Here is a 16762-nt window from a genome sequence, read left to right on the forward strand (position 1 = left end):
TTGATGCGGGCTTTTTCGTGGCTGGTCTTCGATCAGAACCGATACACTTCCATGTCGGTACGAATCGGCGAGGCCATCGGGATTTTGGATTTCTCGGGCTGCTTCTTGACCTGCACAGGCGCTGCAGGCTTCTTGGGTGCGGCTTCGGCAATGGCCGGCTGGTTTGCCAACGGCTTCACCGCAGTGCTTAGTTGCTCGGCCAGCTTCTGCAGCAGTTGCCCTTGCGCCTGGACCTGCGAGGCCTCGCTGCCTTCATGCTTCTGCTCTAAATGTACGATGCGGTTGTCACGCACCTGACCACGGCGGTCGAGCACACGCCATTGTGCATCCAGAACCGCAGGTTGGTTCTTGCCAGAGTCCAGTCGCGTGATCGATAGCAGCACTTGCACGTCCGGGCTGAAACCTGCCGTCGCCGGCGCCAGCACCACGCGCTGGCTGTCCAGACGCCAAGCCAGCTGCCGCACCAGCAACTGGTCGATATCCGAGGACAGGCTGCCTGCCCAGCGCCCGTCGGTCGCAGCACTGAGGCTGCCGTCGGCCTGGCGTTGCAGGAACGTCTCACGTTGCAGATAGTCGGCCACCGAAACCGGGCCGAGTACGACGGCCATGCCCGCATGTTGCGACGGCTGGCCAGGATCACCGCTGTCGAGCTGGTACAAGGCAACCGGCTGGTGCATGGTGCACCCGCCAAGGCCCAATAGACCCGTCATCAACAGCGCAAAGGGAAGGCGCAGAAATTTCATCATCCCATCCAGGCGGCTGCCTTCAGGCACGCCGCAGTGATACGTATGGATTCAAACGGGCACACGGCTACGCCGGCACCGCAGGGGGCATATCATCCGCGAAATAAGTGCCCGACTCCAGCATTTCTGCCCGCAACGGCGGTGAAATCGCCATTGCGGGCCTGTCGGATGCTCAGCCGGGCAATTCGACCTGCAGCCCATCGACCCGCTGGAAGCCACGGGGCAACTTGCTGCCGCGCCTACCACGTTCGCCCTTGTAGTGCTCCAGGTCATCGCCCTTGAGTGATAGGGTCCGCTTGCCGGCTTGTAGCACCAGCGTGGCCCCTTCGGCCACCACGGCAAGGTCGGTGACGTACTCTTCCCGGCTGGCGACCCGGTCACCGGGCACGCCGATGATCTTGTTGCCCTTGCCCTTGCCCAACTGCGGCAGATCACTGACCTTGAACACCAGTAGACGGCCTTCGGTGGTTACCGCTGCCAACCAGTCCTGCTCCCGGTTGGCCACCGGTCGCGGCGTCATCACCTTGGCGCCGTTGGGCAGGCTGAGCAGCCCTTTGCCAGCCTTGTTCTTGGCCTGCAGGTCTTCACCCTTGACCACGAACCCGTAGCCGGCATCGGAAGCCACCACGTAGAGCGCATCGTCTTCGGGCAGCAGCACGCACTCGAAAGTGGCGCCCGGTGGCGGCGCCAGGCGCCCGGTCAGGGGCTCGCCCTGGCCACGGGCTGACGGCAGGCTGTGGGCGGCCACCGAATAACTTCGTCCGGTGGAGTCGATGAGCACGGCAAATTGGTTCGAGCGCCCTGCGGCCGCGGCCTTGAACCCATCCCCGGCTTTATAAGACAGGCCAGTGGCATCGATGTCATGCCCCTTGGCACACCTTACCCAGCCTTTCTCCGACAGCACCACCGTGACGGGCTCGGTCGGCATCAGCTCGTTTTCCGAGAGCGCCTTGGCTTCTGCCCGCGCCACGATGGGCGAGCGTCGGTCATCGCCATAGGTCTGAGCATCCTTGATCAATTCGCTGCGCACCAACTTGCGCAACTTCGCCTCGCTGCCCAGCAGTGCCTGCAGCTTGGCCTGCTCCTTGAGCAGCTCGTCCTGCTCGCCACGGATTTTCATCTCTTCCAGCCGGGCGAGCTGGCGCAGGCGGGTTTCCAGGATGTAATCGGCCTGGATCTCGGTGAGGTTGAAGCGGGCGATCAGCGCCTGCTTGGGATTTTCCTCGGTACGGATGATATGAATCACTTCGTCCAGATTGAGGAAGGCAGTGAGCAAGCCGTCCAGCAAGTGCAGGCGTTTTTCGACCTTGTCCAGGCGATGCTGCAAGCGCCGCCGGACAGTGCCGGTACGGAACTCCAACCATTCCAGCAGCAGCGCCCGCAGGTTCTTCAGTTGCGGGCGGCCGTCCAGGCCGATGATGTTGACGTTGACCCGGTAGCTGCTTTCAAGGTCGGTGGTGGCGAACAGGTGCTGCATCAGCTCGTCGGCATCCACGCGATTGGAGCGCGGGATGATGACGATGCGGCAGGGGTTTTCGTGATCGGACTCATCGCGCAGGTCAGCGACCATCGGCAGCTTCTTGGCCTGCATCTGTGCGGCGATCTGCTCCAATACCTTGGCGCCGGACACCTGGTGCGGTAACGCCGTGACGACGATATCGCCATCCTCGACCCGGTACACTGCACGCATGCGAATCGAACCGCGCCCGCTTTCATACATCTTGAGAATGTCGGCCCGAGGCGTGACGATCTCTGCCTCGGTCGGGTAATCGGGCCCCTGGATGTGCTCGCACAAATGCTCGATGGAGGCCTTTGGCTCGTCGAGCAAGCGCACGCAGGCACTGGCGACCTCGCGCAGGTTGTGCGGCGGCACGTCGGTGGCCATGCCCACGGCGATGCCGGTGGTGCCGTTGAGCAGAATGTTGGGCAGGCGCGCGGGCAACACCGCCGGTTCCTGCAAGGTGCCGTCGAAGTTGGGCACCCAATCCACGGTACCTTGGCCGACTTCGTCGAGCAGCACCTCGGCATACCGCGACAGCCGTGCTTCGGTATAACGCATGGCGGCAAACGACTTGGGATCGTCCGGCGCGCCCCAGTTGCCCTGGCCGTCCACCAGTGTGTAGCGGTAGCTGAAGGGCTGCGCCATCAGCACCATGGCCTCGTAGCAGGCCGAGTCCCCGTGAGGGTGAAACTTGCCGAGCACATCGCCCACGGTGCGCGCCGACTTCTTGTGCTTGGCATCGGCGTCCAGGCCCAGCTCGCTCATGGCGTAGACAATGCGCCGCTGCACAGGCTTGAGGCCGTCGCCGATATGCGGCAAGGCCCGGTCCATGATCACGTACATGGAGTAGTTGAGGTAGGCCTGTTCGGTGAAGTCAGCCAACGAGCGGCGTTCGACGCCGTCCAGACTGTCTTGTAGTTCGCTCATGCGAGCCTCGTCATTTCAGGTTCTGGCGCAGCAGCATGGTGCCGCCGCGCTGGGTAAATTCAAGTTGTTTCAAGGCGCTCATGCCCAACAGCACGGTGGTGCCATCCAGGCCCGGCACCACGATCGCGCGAATGTCGCGCAGGTGGATATCGCCTAATTGCAGGCTGTCCAGCCGGGTGCGATAGCCTTGCGTGCGACCGTTGGCGGTGCTGACGGTTACCGGGCTGCCACGCTTGAGCGCAAGGCCGTCGGCCAGGGATTCGGGTATGGCAACATCGGTGGCACCGGTGTCGAGCATGAAATGCACCACCTGGCCATTGATGGCGCCATCGGCGACGAAGTGGCCCTGGCCATTGCCCAGCAGGCGCACCTCGACGAACCCTTGTCCATGGGAGGACTGGACCTGGGCATTGGGGTTGCGCTGGCGGTCTTCCCATTGCCCGAAGAAGCGCGTGGCCAGGAACAGCGCCGCCGCCCAGGCCAGGATCATCAGCACCCTGCCCGCCCGTTTGCCCGGTGCCTGGCTCACGGCTTGGCACTCCAGCCGCCGGCAGGGGCCGCAAAGCGCCAGACGATCGGCCGGCGCTCGCCATCGGCACGCGCGCCTTCATTGTTGTCCAGGCCGATCCACGCCCCCTCGGCGTCGACCACTAGCGCCTCGGCCACACCGAACAGCTGGTCATAGCGGCGTGGCTCGGTCAACGCGTCGGCCGCAAACGACCAGCAGCGCTCGATCTGACCGCTGTCGGCATCGCGGCGACAGATGCGATAGGCATTGCGCTCGAGCGTGAACAGTTTGCCGTCGAACCAGGCCAGGTCGGCAAAGTCCCGCGAAACCGGTCGCGCATCGGGTAGCTGCGGCGGCTGCATCTCTACACCGGCTTCACTGAACAGGACGCAGCGTCGCCCGCAGGCCCACACCGACTGTTGGCGCTCGATGGCCACCAGCCCACGGCGCTCACGCTCGCCGGCCAGCCACAGGCGATCGCCGGCAGGGTTGACGGCCACGCCTTCGAACAACGCATTGTAGTTCAGCAGCATGCCGCTGGCCCGTGCCTGGCGCACCATGGCCGAATCGATCTTCAGCCAGTGCGGCGCGCCCGAAACAGGCAGTTGCAGCACGGCGGCATGCGCCTCGCTGACCAGGTACAGGTTGCCGGCCTGGTCACAGGTGATGCCCTCGAAATCAAGGTCGCCACCGCGCAGCCACGACGCCAGCCAGGTCCGCATCTTCAGCCCCCACGGCAAGCCGCTCTCCGGCACCGGTGGTGGGTCGAACGCCACTGCCTGCGCCTGCCACGCACCATCCTTGAGTTCGAAACGGTAGAGGCGGTCGTCGTCCCGGTCCGAGACACCCCATAAGCTACCCCGGCATTGCGCAAGGCCCGACAGGTTACCGGCACGCATGCCATCGACGGGATGCTCGCCGATCAGTTCAAGTTCAGGCCAGGTGTCTGCCAGGGTCGGCAAGGCCACCAGCGGCAGGCAAGCCGCCAGGAGCCAACGAATCAAACCATGACCTCTGCCAGGTTGCCCTTGGTTTCCAGCCAGGCCTTGCGGTCCCCGGCACGCTTCTTGGCCAGCAGCTTGTCCATCAGCTCGCATGTGGTCTGCACGTCGTCCAGGGTGAGCTGGACCAGGCGCCGAGTGTTGGGGTCCATGGTGGTTTCGCGCAATTGGGGCGGGTTCATCTCGCCCAGGCCCTTGAAGCGGGTGACCTGCGGCTTGCCGCGCTTTTTCTCTGCCACCAGGCGGTCGAGAATGCCGTCTCGTTCGGCTTCATCCAGGGCGTAGTAGATTTCCTTGCCCAGGTCGATACGGTACAGCGGCGGCATGGCCACGTACACATGACCGGCTTCGACCAGTGCCCGGAAATGCTGCACGAACAGCGCGCACAGCAGGGTGGCGATGTGCAGGCCGTCGGAGTCGGCGTCGGCCAGGATGCACACCTTGCCGTAACGAAGCTGCGCCAGGTCGGTAGCGCCTGGGTCCACGCCAATGGCGACAGCGATGTTGTGCACTTCCTGACTGGCGAGCACTTCACCGCCGTCCACTTCCCAGGTGTTGAGGATCTTGCCGCGCAGCGGCAGGATCGCCTGGAACTCTTTGTCACGCGCCTGCTTGGCCGAACCACCGGCCGAGTCGCCCTCGACCAGGAACAGCTCGGCGCGCATCGGGTCCTGGCCCGCGCAATCGGCCAGCTTGCCCGGCAGTGCGGGGCCCTGGGTGATGCGCTTGCGCTCGACCTTCTTGCTGGCCTTCAGGCGACGACCGGCGTTGCTGATGGCCAACTCGGCCAGCTGCATGCCCAGCTCCGGGTGGGCGTTGAGCCACAGGCTGAAGGCATCCTTGACCACGCCTGAGACGAAGGCGGCGGCTTCGCGCGAGGAAAGGCGTTCCTTGGTCTGCCCGGAGAACTGTGGGTCCTGCATCTTCATCGACAGCACGAAGGTGATGCGCTCCCAGACGTCTTCCGGGGCCAGCTTCACGCCACGGGGCAGCAGGTTGCGGAATTCGCAGAACTCACGCATCGCGTCCAGCAGGCCTTGGCGAAGGCCGTTGACATGGGTGCCGCCCTGGGCCGTGGGGATCAGGTTGACGTAGCTTTCCTGAATGCTGTCGCCCCCTTCGGGCAGCCACAGCAGGGCCCAGTCGACCGCTTCCTTGTTGCCGGCCAGGCTGCCGCAGAACGGCTCGTCGGGCAGGCGCTGGAAGTCACTGACCGAATCCACGAGGTAGGAGCGCAGGCCGTCTTCGTAATGCCACTCCACCTTCTCGCCGCTGGCCTTGTCCTCGAAACTGACCAGCAGGCCTGGGCAGAGCACGGCCTTGGCCTTCAGTACGTGCTTGAGCCGGCTGATGGAGAACCGCGGGGAGTCGAAGTACTTGGGGTCGGGGCTGAAATAGACGCTGGTGCCAGTGTTGCGCTTGCCGACCGTGCCGACCACTTCCAGCTCGCTTGACTTGAAGCCATCGGCAAAGGTCATCTGGTATTCGTTGCCGTCACGCTTCACCCGCACGCGCACCTGCGTGGACAAGGCGTTGACCACCGAAATACCGACGCCATGGAGGCCGCCGGAGAATTGGTAGTTCTTGTTAGAGAACTTACCGCCGGCATGCAGCTTGGTGAGGATCAGTTCGACGCCCGACACGCCTTCTTCAGGGTGGATGTCCACTGGCATGCCGCGACCATCGTCGCTGACTTCCAGCGAATGGTCGGCGTGCAGGATGACCTGCACCGAACGGGCGTGGCCGGCGAGGGCTTCGTCGACACTGTTGTCGATGACTTCCTGGGCCAGGTGGTTGGGGCGGCTGGTGTCGGTGTACATGCCCGGCCGCTTGCGAACCGGGTCAAGGCCCGAGAGGACTTCGATGGCGTCTGCGTTATAGGCGCTAGCGCTGGGATTGGCCATGGGGTCTCGTCGTCAGTCTGGTGAATGCAAAAAAATCAAAATACAGAAAAATCGAGTGCAGCGTACTGCGTCGGGGCAACACCGGCGAAGGCCAGTAGGGCCGGCAGGCGCTCGGCGAAGCCTTGGAAGCTGTGGTCGCCACCGGCCTGGATACGCAGCGCGCAGTGGCGGTAGTACCGCTCGGCGTGGCGATAGTCCAGGGTTTCGTCGCCGGTCTGCAACCATACCTGGTAGCGGCTTGGGTCCGTAGGGGGCGGGACCTCCAGCTCGGCCAGCGCCTGGACGTGGTCGAGGGTCAACTCCCACGCCTGGCCTGTGTGATGGTTGTGCTGGGTACCCAAATAGCCGTCGAACAGGCGGTGCGGCCCTACGGCGGGGTTGACCAGCAAGGCCTTGAGGCCATGGCGCTCGGCCAGGAAGGTGGCATAGTAGCCGCCCAGTGAACTGCCCACCAGCAACGGCGCGCCCAGTTCGGCAATGCAACCTTCAAGCTGCTCGATGGCCTGGCGGGGATGATGATGCAGCGCTGGCAGGCGCAGCCGGTCGATCAGCCCGAGGTGCTGCATGACGGCCTGAAGCTGCCTGGCCTTGGCTGACAACGGCGAGCTGTTGAAGCCGTGTATATAGAGGATGGAACCCGACATGCTGCCCCCGGAAGCTGTAGCGTTGCGCCTGTAGGCAGGCGCAGGGACGCGCAGTGTATCGCGTTCGCAAGGTTTTGGCGCCGCGCTGGTTTTTCTGAAACACATTCCGCTATGGGCAGGTGGAGAGTCACTGACACTATTGGCAGCTATGGTGACACGGTTAGGATGGGAGCGGCCGGTCCGGCGCCCCGGCGAGGCCGTTCCCACACGGAACTGGGTTCTTTGGAGAGCGGGTGCAGGACAGCCCGCGCAGTTCAATACCCCGGGCTATCGAAATCGAGCCTGACCTCGAAATCCAGCGCCCGCTCCACCCCCGTGTCCACCGTCCCATCAGTCTGCAAGCGGATCCAGCGATAGCCAGGATGCTGCTGGCTTACCTCGAAATCTTCACTGCCTGGGGCGAACTGGATGCAGGTCGAAGGCGTGGCCAGCAGCCGCAGGTCGCCGCGCCATTGATCCCATTCCTGATGCACGTGCCCCCACAACAGCGCACGCACCTGGGGGTGACGATCGATCACGGCGAACAGCGCATCGGCGTTGCGCAGGCCGATGGGGGCGATCCATGCACAGCCGATGTCGACCGGTTGATGGTGCAGGCACACCAGGCAGTGGCGCTCCCCTGACGTGCGCAATGCAGTTTCCAGCAGGCTGAGCTGGGTATCCTGCAGCCAACCATGGGCCGCTCCTGGCACTGCCGTGTCGAGCATGACGATGCGCCAGGCCCCGATGTCGGTAACCGGCTGCACCAACTCAGGCGCCACCTGCGCCATCACCTGCGCTTCGTCATGGTTGCCCGGTAGCCAGCGCGCCGGCGCAGCAAAGCCTGCGGTCAATTGCTCAAAGGCCGTGTAGGAAGCAACGCTGGCGTCCTGGGATAAGTCCCCCGTGCACAACAACAGGTGCGTGTCGCTCTGCTCGCGCAATGCCTGCCGCACCACATGGCGCAGGCTGTCGCGGGTATTGAGGCCTAGCATGCTGCCCTCGGGGCTGGCGAACAGATGGGCGTCGGTCAGGTGCACCACGTTAACGGTGCCGGCAGGGTTCGAGTGCGGCAAGGCCGTCTCCTTTTCAGCGAGCGCTTACCAGTTCGTGGCCGCAGGCCAGGCAGTGAGAAAGCCATTCACCCAGGAACAGGTTCAGCTGGGCTTTTTCGTCCGGCTGGTGCATGGCGGCGTTGGGGTAAGGATAGATGCTGCGCAGACGCCTGGCGTGCTCGGCGCTCACCACTTCGGCCATGCGGGCGTCATGGTAAACCTGCACCTCCATGACCGGGACCGGCAGCCAGGGCAGGCTGTGCTCCTGGCGTATGCGCAGCGTGGTGGTGTAGGGGCAGGCCAGGACCACGTCGAGCACTAGCACGCCCAGCATCTGGTCGCCCTGGGTCATGCCGATGCTACGCGAGCTCTGGGTGGTGCGCATGTCCGGGAGCAGGCGCATCAGCCGGGCATAGTTGGCCTCACAGGCGGCCTGCAATCCGGCCAGGTCGACCCGGTAGCGCTCGCGCAGCAGGTTCACTTCCACATACCTCGAACTTCGTCACGGTTCAGGGCGAGCCATTGCAAGCCGATGATGGTCGCGGCATTGCAGATGCGCCCGTCGCGTACCGCCTGCAAGGCATCCTCGAACGACCACACGCGAACCCGGATATCCTCGCCTTCAGACTCCAGCCCGTGCAGGCCACCAGCACCCTCGGCGCTGCAGCGGCCAAGGAACAGGTGGACGTATTCGTCACTGCCGCCTGGCGAAGGGAAGTAGCGCGTCATCGGCCACAGCGCGCTGAACGTCAGGCCGGCCTCTTCCTCGGCCTCACGGTGGGCCACTTCTTCTGGCTGCTCGTCCTTGTCGATCAGCCCGGCGACCATCTCGATCAACCAGGGGTTGGCGACCTTGTCCAGGGCGCCCACACGAAACTGCTCGATCAGGACCACTTCATCGCGCTGCGGGTCGTACGGCAAAACGCACACCGCGTCATGGCGCACGAACAGCTCACGGCTGATTTCCCGGCCCATTCCACCGGCGAACAGCTCATGGCGAAGGTGCAGCTTGTCGAGCCTGTAAAAGCCCTGGAAGCACTTGTCCCGCTTGACGATCTCGACCGCCTGGGGCACTGAATTCAACGTATCCGACATGAAAATCCTCGTTGCATCGCTGCTGCATCGCGCCATCCTACTCTGCACGCTGGCACGTTTCACCCCCCGGCGACAACCGTTGGCGTACATGGCACAGCGGGCCCGGTCTCTGTTAGCTTAGTGGCGAACTGAAGGCCATGCCGACGGTCAAAGGCCGACTTTTCCCTGTTCTTGCAAGGATCATCATGACACTCGTCAAACTGACATCCATCGCTGTGCTGGCCTTGGCGCTGGGCGCATGCCAGAGCCTGTTCGCCCCCAACTACCGAGCACCGCTCGAGGTCAAGCGCGAAGCCTGGGAGCACGTCAAGCCAGGCTGCAGCGAGCGTGATTGCCCGTTGGTGAATATTGACACCGTGCATTTCCCGGCGTTGCCCAAGCTCGACGGTATTGTCGAAAAGCGCCTGCTACAGCTGACCGAGGACAACCAGCACGGGGCAGCACCGACCACGTTGCAAGCCTACGAACAGCACTACCTGGCCAGCGCCGAGAAGCGCAACAGCAGCTACTTGCAGGCCAAGGTACGCGAACAGCATGACGGGCTGGTGATCATCGAGCTGTCCAGCTACCTGGATACCGGTGGCGCCCATGGCATGCCAGGACGTGCCTTCATCAACTATTCACGCAAGCTGGACAAGGTCCTGACCCTGCAGGACATGCTGGTCCCGGGCCAGGAAGAAACGTTCTGGAAGACGGTGGAGGAATCGCACCGCGCCTGGCTGATCAGTGTCGGCATGGACAAGGATGCCGAGTTCATCAAGACCTGGCCATTCAAACGCTCGCCCCATATCGCCCTGACCTACGGCGCGGTGGTGGTGAAGTACGAGGTGTACGCCATCGCGCCGTATTCCATGGGCCATGTGGAGCTGAAAATCCCTTACCCACGCCTCAATGGCGTGATCAAGCCCGAACTGTTCCCCGGCCGCGGCTGAGGTTCAACACGCCATACAACACCCCTGCCAGCACCAACGCCGGCAGGGTCGCGCCCAGGTCCGGCGCCTGGGCGGCGATGATGTGATACGCCGCCACCCCAGCCGCCCATGCCAGCAATGCCGGCCAGTGCAGCGCCCCTACATGGGCTGGAACGCTGCGACGGCGAACCCAGTAATGGTCCATCAGCACCACGCCGAACAGCGGGGCGAACACCGAGCCGATCAGCAGCAGGAAGTTCTCGTACTGCGCAAGCGGTGCCAACAGGGCGATCAGCGTGCACAACACACCGATGGCCAGGGCCAGGTGTTCTACCTTCACGCGTGCCAGCACCCCGGCGGAGACCGCTGCCGAATGAATATCGGCGAAGGCTTTTTCCGATTCGTCGAGCAGAATCAGCAACAACGGAATACCCATGCCAGCCCCGGCGAGCGCCAGTAGCAGGGCATTGACTTCGCCCTGCGCCGCGAAGGCCAGGGTGTAGGCCACCCCCAGGCTCATCAGCCAGGTGTTGCCGATGAAGTACCCCACCACCGTACTACCGAACACCTGCCTGCCGTCACGGGCAAACCGCGAATAGTCGGCAATCAGCGGCAACCACGACAGGGGCATGGCGATGACGATGTCAAAGCCCACGGCCAGCGACATCGACCCATCCCCGCCGCGTTGCCACAGCGTCGCCAGGTCAGCCTTGGCGAACAGATTCCAGGTCAGCCAGGCACAGGCGCCCAGCAGCAGCCAGATACCCCAGGCCCGCAGGATCTTGCGCACGAAGGCCAACGGCCCGCTGACCGCAAGCACGGTGGCCAGCGCGCCGAAACACAGCGTCCACAGTACCGGGCTGTTCCACACGCTGGCCTCACCGAAGGCTCGTGCACCCAGCAGGCTTGCGGCATCGCGCATGACGATGATCTCGAAGCCGCCCCAGCCTATCAGCTGCAATACGTTGAGCAGCGCTGGCAAGCGCGCACCTTGCGCCCCCAGGCTGAGCTTGAGCGTACCCATGGCGGACAAACCGGTGTCACTGCCGATCACACCGGCAGCACCCAACAACAACACACCGACCCCGGTGCCCAAGGCGATGGCCAGGATAGCCCCGGACAGGCCAAGGCCCGGCGCCAGCATGGCACCGACTTGCAGCACCATCAGGCCGATGCCTAGGGAAAACCATAGTGAAAACAGGTCGCGGCCGCCGAACACGCGTTGGCCGTTGGGGATGGGATGATCGGGGGAGAATAGACTGGACGTGGTCATGCTTGCTCGCACTCGGCAATGTGATTGTAGGGGTGGGCGCAAGGCAGGCGGCTAACCGCGTTGCAGCACTTACCTGCTTCGCGGCGTAGGGTGTACCCACCTTGGCCCAAAGGCTGCGCCTCAGACCTTGTGGTACAGCTGGCTGCCGGCCTGGCGGAAGCGCTCGGCCTGCTCGCGCATGCCCTGCTCCACCGAGACGTCCACGGTTTCGATCCGAGCAGCGTATTCACGCACTTCCTGGGTGATCTTCATGGAGCAGAACTTCGGCCCGCACATGGAGCAGAAATGCGCCACCTTGGCCGACTCCTTGGGCAGGGTTTCGTCGTGGAAGGCACGCGCCGTGTCAGGGTCCAACCCCAGGTTGAACTGATCTTCCCAGCGAAACTCGAAGCGCGCCTTCGACAACGCGTTATCGCGAATCTGGGCCCCTGGGTGACCTTTGGCCAGGTCGGCTGCATGGGCTGCAATCTTGTAGGTGATGATGCCGGTCTTGACGTCGTCCTTGTCAGGCAGTCCCAGGTGTTCCTTGGGCGTCACATAGCAGAGCATGGCGCAGCCAAACCAGCCGATCATGGCCGCCCCGATGCCGGAGGTGATGTGGTCGTAGCCAGGGGCGATGTCGGTGGTCAGCGGGCCGAGGGTGTAGAACGGCGCTTCGTCACAGCACTCTAGCTGCTTGTCCATGTTCTCCTTGATCAACTGCATCGGCACATGGCCAGGGCCTTCGATCATGCATTGCACATCGTGCTTCCAGGCGATCTTGGTCAGTTCGCCCAGGGTTTCCAGCTCGCCGAACTGCGCCGCATCGTTGGCGTCGGCGATCGAGCCTGGGCGCAGGCCATCGCCCAGCGAGAAGCTGACGTCGTAGGCCTTCATGATTTCGCAGATTTCTTCGAAGTGGGTGTACAGGAAGTTCTCCTGGTGATGCGCCAAGCACCACTTGGCCATGATCGAGCCACCCCGGCTGACGATGCCGGTGACGCGCTTGGCGGTCAGCGGGACATAGCGCAGCAGCACCCCGGCATGGATGGTGAAGTAGTCCACGCCCTGCTCGGCCTGTTCGATCAGCGTGTCGCGAAACAGCTCCCAGGTCAGGTCCTCGGCCACACCGCCAACCTTTTCCAATGCCTGGTAGATGGGAACGGTGCCGATGGGCACGGGTGAGTTGCGAATGATCCATTCGCGGGTTTCATGGATGTGCTTGCCGGTGGACAAGTCCATGACGGTGTCCGAGCCCCAGCGAATGCCCCAGGTGAGCTTGGCCACTTCTTCTTCGATGGAAGAACCCAACGCACTGTTGCCGATGTTGCCGTTGATTTTCACCAGGAAGTTGCGGCCGATGATCATCGGCTCCAGCTCGGTATGGTTGATGTTGGCCGGGATGATGGCGCGGCCACGGGCCACTTCCTCACGTACGAACTCGGGGGTGATTTCCTTGGGAATGCTGGCGCCGAAGCTGTGACCGGCATGCTGCGTATCGAGCAGGCCTGCCGCCCGGGCCTCCTGCAGCTTCATGTTCTCGCGGATGGCCACGTATTCCATCTCGGCGGTGATGATGCCCTGGCGGGCGTAATGCATCTGCGACACATTGGCGCCTGGCTTGGCACGACGCGGGTTGCGGACATGGGCGAAGCGCAGCTTGGCCAGTTCGGCGTCGTTCAGCCGCTGCTGGCCGAAGTGGGAGCTCAGCCCGCTCAGGCGCTCGGTGTCACCCCGTGCGTCGATCCAGGCCGAACGCACGTCGGCCAGGCCCTTGCGCACGTCGATCAACACCTCTGGGTCGGTGTAAGGGCCGGAAGTGTCGTAGACCAGCACGGGCGCATTGCTCTCACCCCCAAAATCGGTGGGCGTGTCGGCCAGGCTGATCGCGCGCATCGGTACGCGAATATCCGGGCGCGAGCCCTGGACATAAACCTTGCGCGAGCGCGGAAACGGCTGCACGGACTGCCGATCGACTTGCGCCGATTCGCTGAGGTTCATCGCTTTTTCTTGTTGGGTCATCACAGGCTCTCCAGACGGCTTCCTAGCAGTGGAATGTCGGGGTGAACCTGAAGGACGCGGACGCACTCCTAGACGGGTGCGGTGCCAAAGACGGGGTGTCATGGGCTGCAAGCAGCCGATGCTTTCCCGGACCTGGCACAAGAGGCTCCCCGGGAAGGCGAGCAATCTTGTTCCCTACGCAGGCGCTAACCTGATCAGGTTCAACGGGATCCGCACCTATGCGATCTCAGCCTTTGCTTCAAGGCACCCCGACAAGAACATGCGCAGTCTAGACTGGAGTTGCCGGCAAAGCCAAGCGAGCAATCCCGGGAATGATCAACGGCATCCGGGGTGATTGTTGCCCGGTGCGCGTGGCACTACACTGCGTCATCACACGAAACTCAACAGTTCAGTAATTACATTTCGTACAAGGATTGCCCCTATGCTGCGCAAACTCTCACTGGCCCTGGCCGTGTCTTGTGCGTCCCAGACGATGGCCTGGGCAGCGGACGTGCCGGCTACGGTGAAGACCGATCTGGTGAGCGTTTACCAGGAAGCGGTACAGAACAACGCCGATCTGGCCGCCGCTCGCGCCGACTACGGCGCGCGTCGCGAAATCGTGCCCCAGGCCCGTGCCGGCTTGCTGCCCAACCTGTCGGCCGGTGCCGAAATGCAAAGCACCCGCACCAAGCTCGACGAACCTTCGATCACATCCAACCGCAGCGGCAATGCCTGGAGCGCGACCCTGGCCCAGCCCATCTTCCGCGCCGACCGCTGGTTCCAGTTGCAGGCTGCCGAAGCGTTCAACGAACAGGCCGCGCTGGAGCTGTCTGCTACCGAGCAGAACCTGATCCTGCAGACGGCGCAAAGCTACTTCGCGGTGCTGCGCGCCCAGGACAACCTGGCGGCCAGCAAGGCCGAGGAAGCGGCCCTCAAGCGTCAGCTCGACCAGTCCAACGAGCGTTTCGACGTGGGGCTTTCGGACAAGACCGACGTGCTGCAGTCCCAGGCCAGTTACGACACGGCCCGCGCCAACCGCATCATCGCCGACCGTCAGGTGCAGGACGCCTTCGAGGCGTTGGTCACCCTGACCAACCGGGAATACACCGCTATCCAAGGCGTGGTGCACAGCCTGCCGGTGCAGGTGCCCGTGCCCAACGACGCCAAGGCCTGGGTCGAAACTGCAGGCCGGCAGAACCTCAACCTGCTGGCGACCAACTACGCAGTGTCCGCGGCGCAAGAAACGCTGCGTCAGCGCAAGGCCGGTCACGCCCCGACCGTGGATGCCGTGGCCAAATACCAGAAGGGTGACAACGACAACCTGGGCTTTAGCAACCCTTCACCGCTGGGTGTTCGCTATGGCGGCGACGTGGAGCAGACCACCGTTGGCTTGCAGTTGAACATCCCAATCTACAGCGGCGGGCTGACCAGTTCACAGGTACGCGAAGCCTACCAACGCCTGAGCCAGAGCGAGCAGCAGCGCGAAAGCCTGCGCCGCCAGGTGGTGGAGAATACCCGCAACCTGCACCGCGCGGTGAACACCGACGTCGAACAGGTGCAGGCGCGCAAGCAGTCGATCATTTCCAACCAGAGCGCACTTGAGGCTACCGAAATCGGCTATCAGGTGGGCACCCGCAACATCGTCGATGTGCTCGACGCCCAGCGCCAGCTGTACACCTCGGTGCGCGACTACAACAACAGCCGGTACGCCTACATCCTCGACAACCTGAGCCTGAAACAGGCAGCCGGTACGCTGAGCCCGCAAGACCTGCAGGACCTCAAGCGCTACCTGAAACCCGACTACAACCCGGACAAGGATTTCCTGCCTCCGGACCTGGCGGCAGCGGCGGCGAAGAATTTCGAGCGCAGGCCCTGAGGGCGGGCTGTCCGAACTGCAAGATGGGCCGCAAAAGCGGCCCCCCTGATCACGGCAACCGCAGCCATCGCCCCCGTGGTGAGCTCAGGGCATCAACTTTTCCAACCCCTCGAGCAAGCGCTGCAACGCCCCCTGATTGGCCCTCATCACCGCCCTGCCCGCCTCACCCATGCGCCGGGCATCTTGCGGTAATTCGACCAGCCGCTGCACGGCACCGGCCAGCCCCTGGGCGTCATCGACCTGCTGCAACCCGCCCGCCTCGCGCAACATGGCACTGATCTCGAGAAAATTGAACACGTGCGGCCCCATCAGCACCGGTAGCGCCAGGGCTGCCGGTTCCAACGGGTTGTGCCCGCCAGTCGGCACCAGGCTGCCGCCGACGAACGCCATGTCGGCAAGGGCATACAAGAACAGCAACTCACCCATGGTGTCGCCCAGCAGCACTTGGGTTTGTGCAAGCACCGGCAGCCCGGTGGAGCGACGCACCGTGGCAAACTGCTGGCTGCATAAGGCATGGACCGCCTCAAAGCGCTCCGGATGCCGGGGCACCAGGATCAACAGCGCATCCCCATGCACCTGCAACAACTGCCGGTGCGCCTGCAGGACCAGGGCATCTTCGCCATCGTGGGTGCTGGCGGCGATCCACACCGGGCGCGAAGCGGCGGCCCATTGCTGGCGCAAGGCCTGGGCCCGCGGCACCAGGTGCTCATCGATCTTCAGGTCGAACTTGATCGAGCCGGTCACCTGCACGCAGCCAGTACGCGCTCCGAGTGCAAGAAAGCGCTGGGCCTCGACTTCGGTCTGCGCAGCAATCAGGCTCATTTCGGCCAGCATGGGCCGGGTCAGCCTGGCAAACCGCCCGTAGCCACGGGCCGAGCGTTCTGACAAGCGCGCGTTGGCCAGCGCCACGGGAATGCCACGCCTGGCGCACTGATGGATGTGATTGGGCCAGAGTTCGGTTTCCATGATCACGCCCAGCCTTGGCTGCACATGGTCGAGAAAGCGCCCTGCCGCCCACGGCAGGTCATATGGCAAGTAGCAATGCTGGACCCGGGGTTCATCGCCGAACAGGGCGCGAATACGCTCCGACCCGGTGGGCGTCATGCACGTCAGTGTAATCGGCAGCTCAGGGTAGGCCTTGAGCAGGGCGCGCACCATGGGCGCGGCTGCAATGCTTTCGCCCACCGAGACGGCATGCACCCAGATGCCGCCTTTGCGCATGGCCGGTAGCCTGAAGGCGAACCGCTCACCGAGGCGGCGGCCGTAGGCAGGGGCCTTGCGCGCGCGCAAGTACAGGCGCAGCGCCAGCAAGGGCAGGCCCAGGTGAAACAGCAAAGTGTAGAGGGTTCTGTTCATGGCGACGCA

At 63.7% G+C, this 16762-nt stretch carries 14 protein-coding genes and 1 riboswitch; of the genes, 2 read left to right on the forward strand and 12 right to left on the reverse strand.

The features are described 5' to 3' along the window. Positions 1 to 32: 32 nt before the first annotated feature. From ACF8E5_RS21910 to ACF8E5_RS21950, 9 genes are all read right to left on the reverse strand, one after another. The gene (locus tag ACF8E5_RS21910) at positions 33 to 743 is read right to left on the reverse strand and encodes a membrane integrity-associated transporter subunit PqiC (RefSeq protein ID WP_023532908.1); all 711 of its coding nucleotides are present in this window, start codon (positions 741 to 743) and stop codon (positions 33 to 35) included. A 172-nt stretch (positions 744 to 915) separates the two neighbouring features. Continuing rightward, positions 916 to 3171 (reverse strand): DNA topoisomerase IV subunit A, encoded by a 2256-nt coding sequence (gene parC, locus ACF8E5_RS21915; RefSeq protein WP_392475801.1) that lies wholly within the window; start codon positions 3169 to 3171, stop codon positions 916 to 918. A gap of 10 nt (positions 3172 to 3181) precedes the next feature. Then, entirely contained in the window at positions 3182 to 3700 is a 519-nt protein-coding gene (locus ACF8E5_RS21920) for a TIGR02281 family clan AA aspartic protease (protein WP_058638923.1), read from the reverse strand. Next, entirely contained in the window at positions 3697 to 4683 is a 987-nt protein-coding gene (locus tag ACF8E5_RS21925; protein WP_196142501.1) for an esterase-like activity of phytase family protein, read from the reverse strand. The genes ACF8E5_RS21920 and ACF8E5_RS21925 overlap by 4 nt, the downstream gene beginning before the upstream one ends. Continuing rightward, entirely contained in the window at positions 4680 to 6584 is a 1905-nt protein-coding gene (gene parE / locus ACF8E5_RS21930; RefSeq protein WP_058603996.1) for a DNA topoisomerase IV subunit B, read from the reverse strand. The genes ACF8E5_RS21925 and parE overlap by 4 nt, the downstream gene beginning before the upstream one ends. A 35-nt stretch (positions 6585 to 6619) precedes the next feature. Continuing rightward, positions 6620 to 7228, reverse strand: a complete 609-nt coding sequence (locus ACF8E5_RS21935) for a YqiA/YcfP family alpha/beta fold hydrolase (RefSeq protein WP_196121423.1) — start codon at positions 7226 to 7228, stop codon at positions 6620 to 6622. Positions 7229 to 7482: 254 nt separating this feature from the next. Further along, positions 7483 to 8283 (reverse strand): 3',5'-cyclic-AMP phosphodiesterase, encoded by an 801-nt coding sequence (gene cpdA / locus ACF8E5_RS21940; RefSeq protein WP_145253681.1) that lies wholly within the window; start codon positions 8281 to 8283, stop codon positions 7483 to 7485. 13 nt (positions 8284 to 8296) lie between these two features. Further along, a complete protein-coding gene (locus ACF8E5_RS21945; RefSeq protein ID WP_027913973.1) occupies positions 8297 to 8749 on the reverse strand; it encodes a DUF1249 domain-containing protein in 453 nt (150 codons plus the stop codon). Further along, positions 8740 to 9357, reverse strand: a complete 618-nt coding sequence (locus tag ACF8E5_RS21950) for an NUDIX domain-containing protein (RefSeq protein ID WP_023532940.1) — start codon at positions 9355 to 9357, stop codon at positions 8740 to 8742. Before ACF8E5_RS21950 ends, ACF8E5_RS21945 begins: the two co-directional genes overlap by 10 nt. Before the next feature lie 185 nt (positions 9358 to 9542). On the opposite strand from ACF8E5_RS21950, the gene ACF8E5_RS21955 reads away from it, so the two are divergent. Next, positions 9543 to 10289: an RsiV family protein gene (locus tag ACF8E5_RS21955; protein WP_023533033.1), complete on the forward strand. Its 747-nt coding sequence runs from the start codon at positions 9543 to 9545 to the stop codon at positions 10287 to 10289. Here ACF8E5_RS21955 and cytX read toward each other — a convergent pair. Both cytX and thiC read right to left on the reverse strand, forming a co-directional pair. Continuing rightward, positions 10258 to 11541 carry a putative hydroxymethylpyrimidine transporter CytX gene (gene cytX / locus ACF8E5_RS21960; protein ID WP_392475802.1) on the reverse strand — a complete coding sequence of 428 codons (1284 nt, stop codon included), beginning with the start codon at positions 11539 to 11541 and terminating at the stop codon, positions 10258 to 10260. The genes ACF8E5_RS21955 and cytX overlap by 32 nt on opposite strands. 120 nt (positions 11542 to 11661) lie before the next feature. Further along, the gene (thiC, locus tag ACF8E5_RS21965; RefSeq protein WP_392475804.1) at positions 11662 to 13542 is read right to left on the reverse strand and encodes a phosphomethylpyrimidine synthase ThiC; all 1881 of its coding nucleotides are present in this window, start codon (positions 13540 to 13542) and stop codon (positions 11662 to 11664) included. A 154-nt stretch (positions 13543 to 13696) separates the two neighbouring features. Next, a riboswitch (TPP riboswitch) is annotated at positions 13697 to 13803 on the reverse strand. Between the two features lie 160 nt (positions 13804 to 13963). On the opposite strand from thiC, the gene ACF8E5_RS21970 reads away from it, so the two are divergent. Then, positions 13964 to 15397 (forward strand): TolC family outer membrane protein, encoded by a 1434-nt coding sequence (locus tag ACF8E5_RS21970; protein ID WP_058638916.1) that lies wholly within the window; start codon positions 13964 to 13966, stop codon positions 15395 to 15397. A gap of 84 nt (positions 15398 to 15481) precedes the next feature. Here the strand turns inward: ACF8E5_RS21970 and waaA are convergent, their stop codons facing one another. Further along, positions 15482 to 16753: a lipid IV(A) 3-deoxy-D-manno-octulosonic acid transferase gene (waaA, locus tag ACF8E5_RS21975; RefSeq protein WP_196124466.1), complete on the reverse strand. Its 1272-nt coding sequence runs from the start codon at positions 16751 to 16753 to the stop codon at positions 15482 to 15484. Positions 16754 to 16762 lie beyond the last annotated feature (9 nt).

This window comes from Pseudomonas sp. WSY_20 (assembly GCF_043104335.1).
Classification (GTDB): domain Bacteria; phylum Pseudomonadota; class Gammaproteobacteria; order Pseudomonadales; family Pseudomonadaceae; genus Aquipseudomonas; species Aquipseudomonas parafulva_B.

Excerpts from the sequence above, each read along its gene's own strand:
- parE (WP_058603996.1), bottom strand. The coding sequence starts at position 6,584 with ATGGCCAATCCCAGCGCTAGCGCCTATAACGCAGACGCCATCGAAGTC.
- ACF8E5_RS21955 (WP_023533033.1), top strand. The coding sequence starts at position 9,543 with ATGACACTCGTCAAACTGACATCCATCGCTGTGCTGGCCTTGGCGCTG.
- ACF8E5_RS21935 (WP_196121423.1), bottom strand. The coding sequence starts at position 7,228 with ATGTCGGGTTCCATCCTCTATATACACGGCTTCAACAGCTCGCCGTTG.
- thiC (WP_392475804.1), bottom strand. The coding sequence starts at position 13,542 with ATGACCCAACAAGAAAAAGCGATGAACCTCAGCGAATCGGCGCAAGTC.
- ACF8E5_RS21950 (WP_023532940.1), bottom strand. The coding sequence starts at position 9,357 with ATGTCGGATACGTTGAATTCAGTGCCCCAGGCGGTCGAGATCGTCAAG.
- ACF8E5_RS21970 (WP_058638916.1), top strand. The coding sequence starts at position 13,964 with ATGCTGCGCAAACTCTCACTGGCCCTGGCCGTGTCTTGTGCGTCCCAG.
- ACF8E5_RS21910 (WP_023532908.1), bottom strand. The coding sequence starts at position 743 with ATGAAATTTCTGCGCCTTCCCTTTGCGCTGTTGATGACGGGTCTATTG.
- waaA (WP_196124466.1), bottom strand. The coding sequence starts at position 16,753 with ATGAACAGAACCCTCTACACTTTGCTGTTTCACCTGGGCCTGCCCTTG.
- parC (WP_392475801.1), bottom strand. The coding sequence starts at position 3,171 with ATGAGCGAACTACAAGACAGTCTGGACGGCGTCGAACGCCGCTCGTTG.
- cytX (WP_392475802.1), bottom strand. The coding sequence starts at position 11,541 with ATGACCACGTCCAGTCTATTCTCCCCCGATCATCCCATCCCCAACGGC.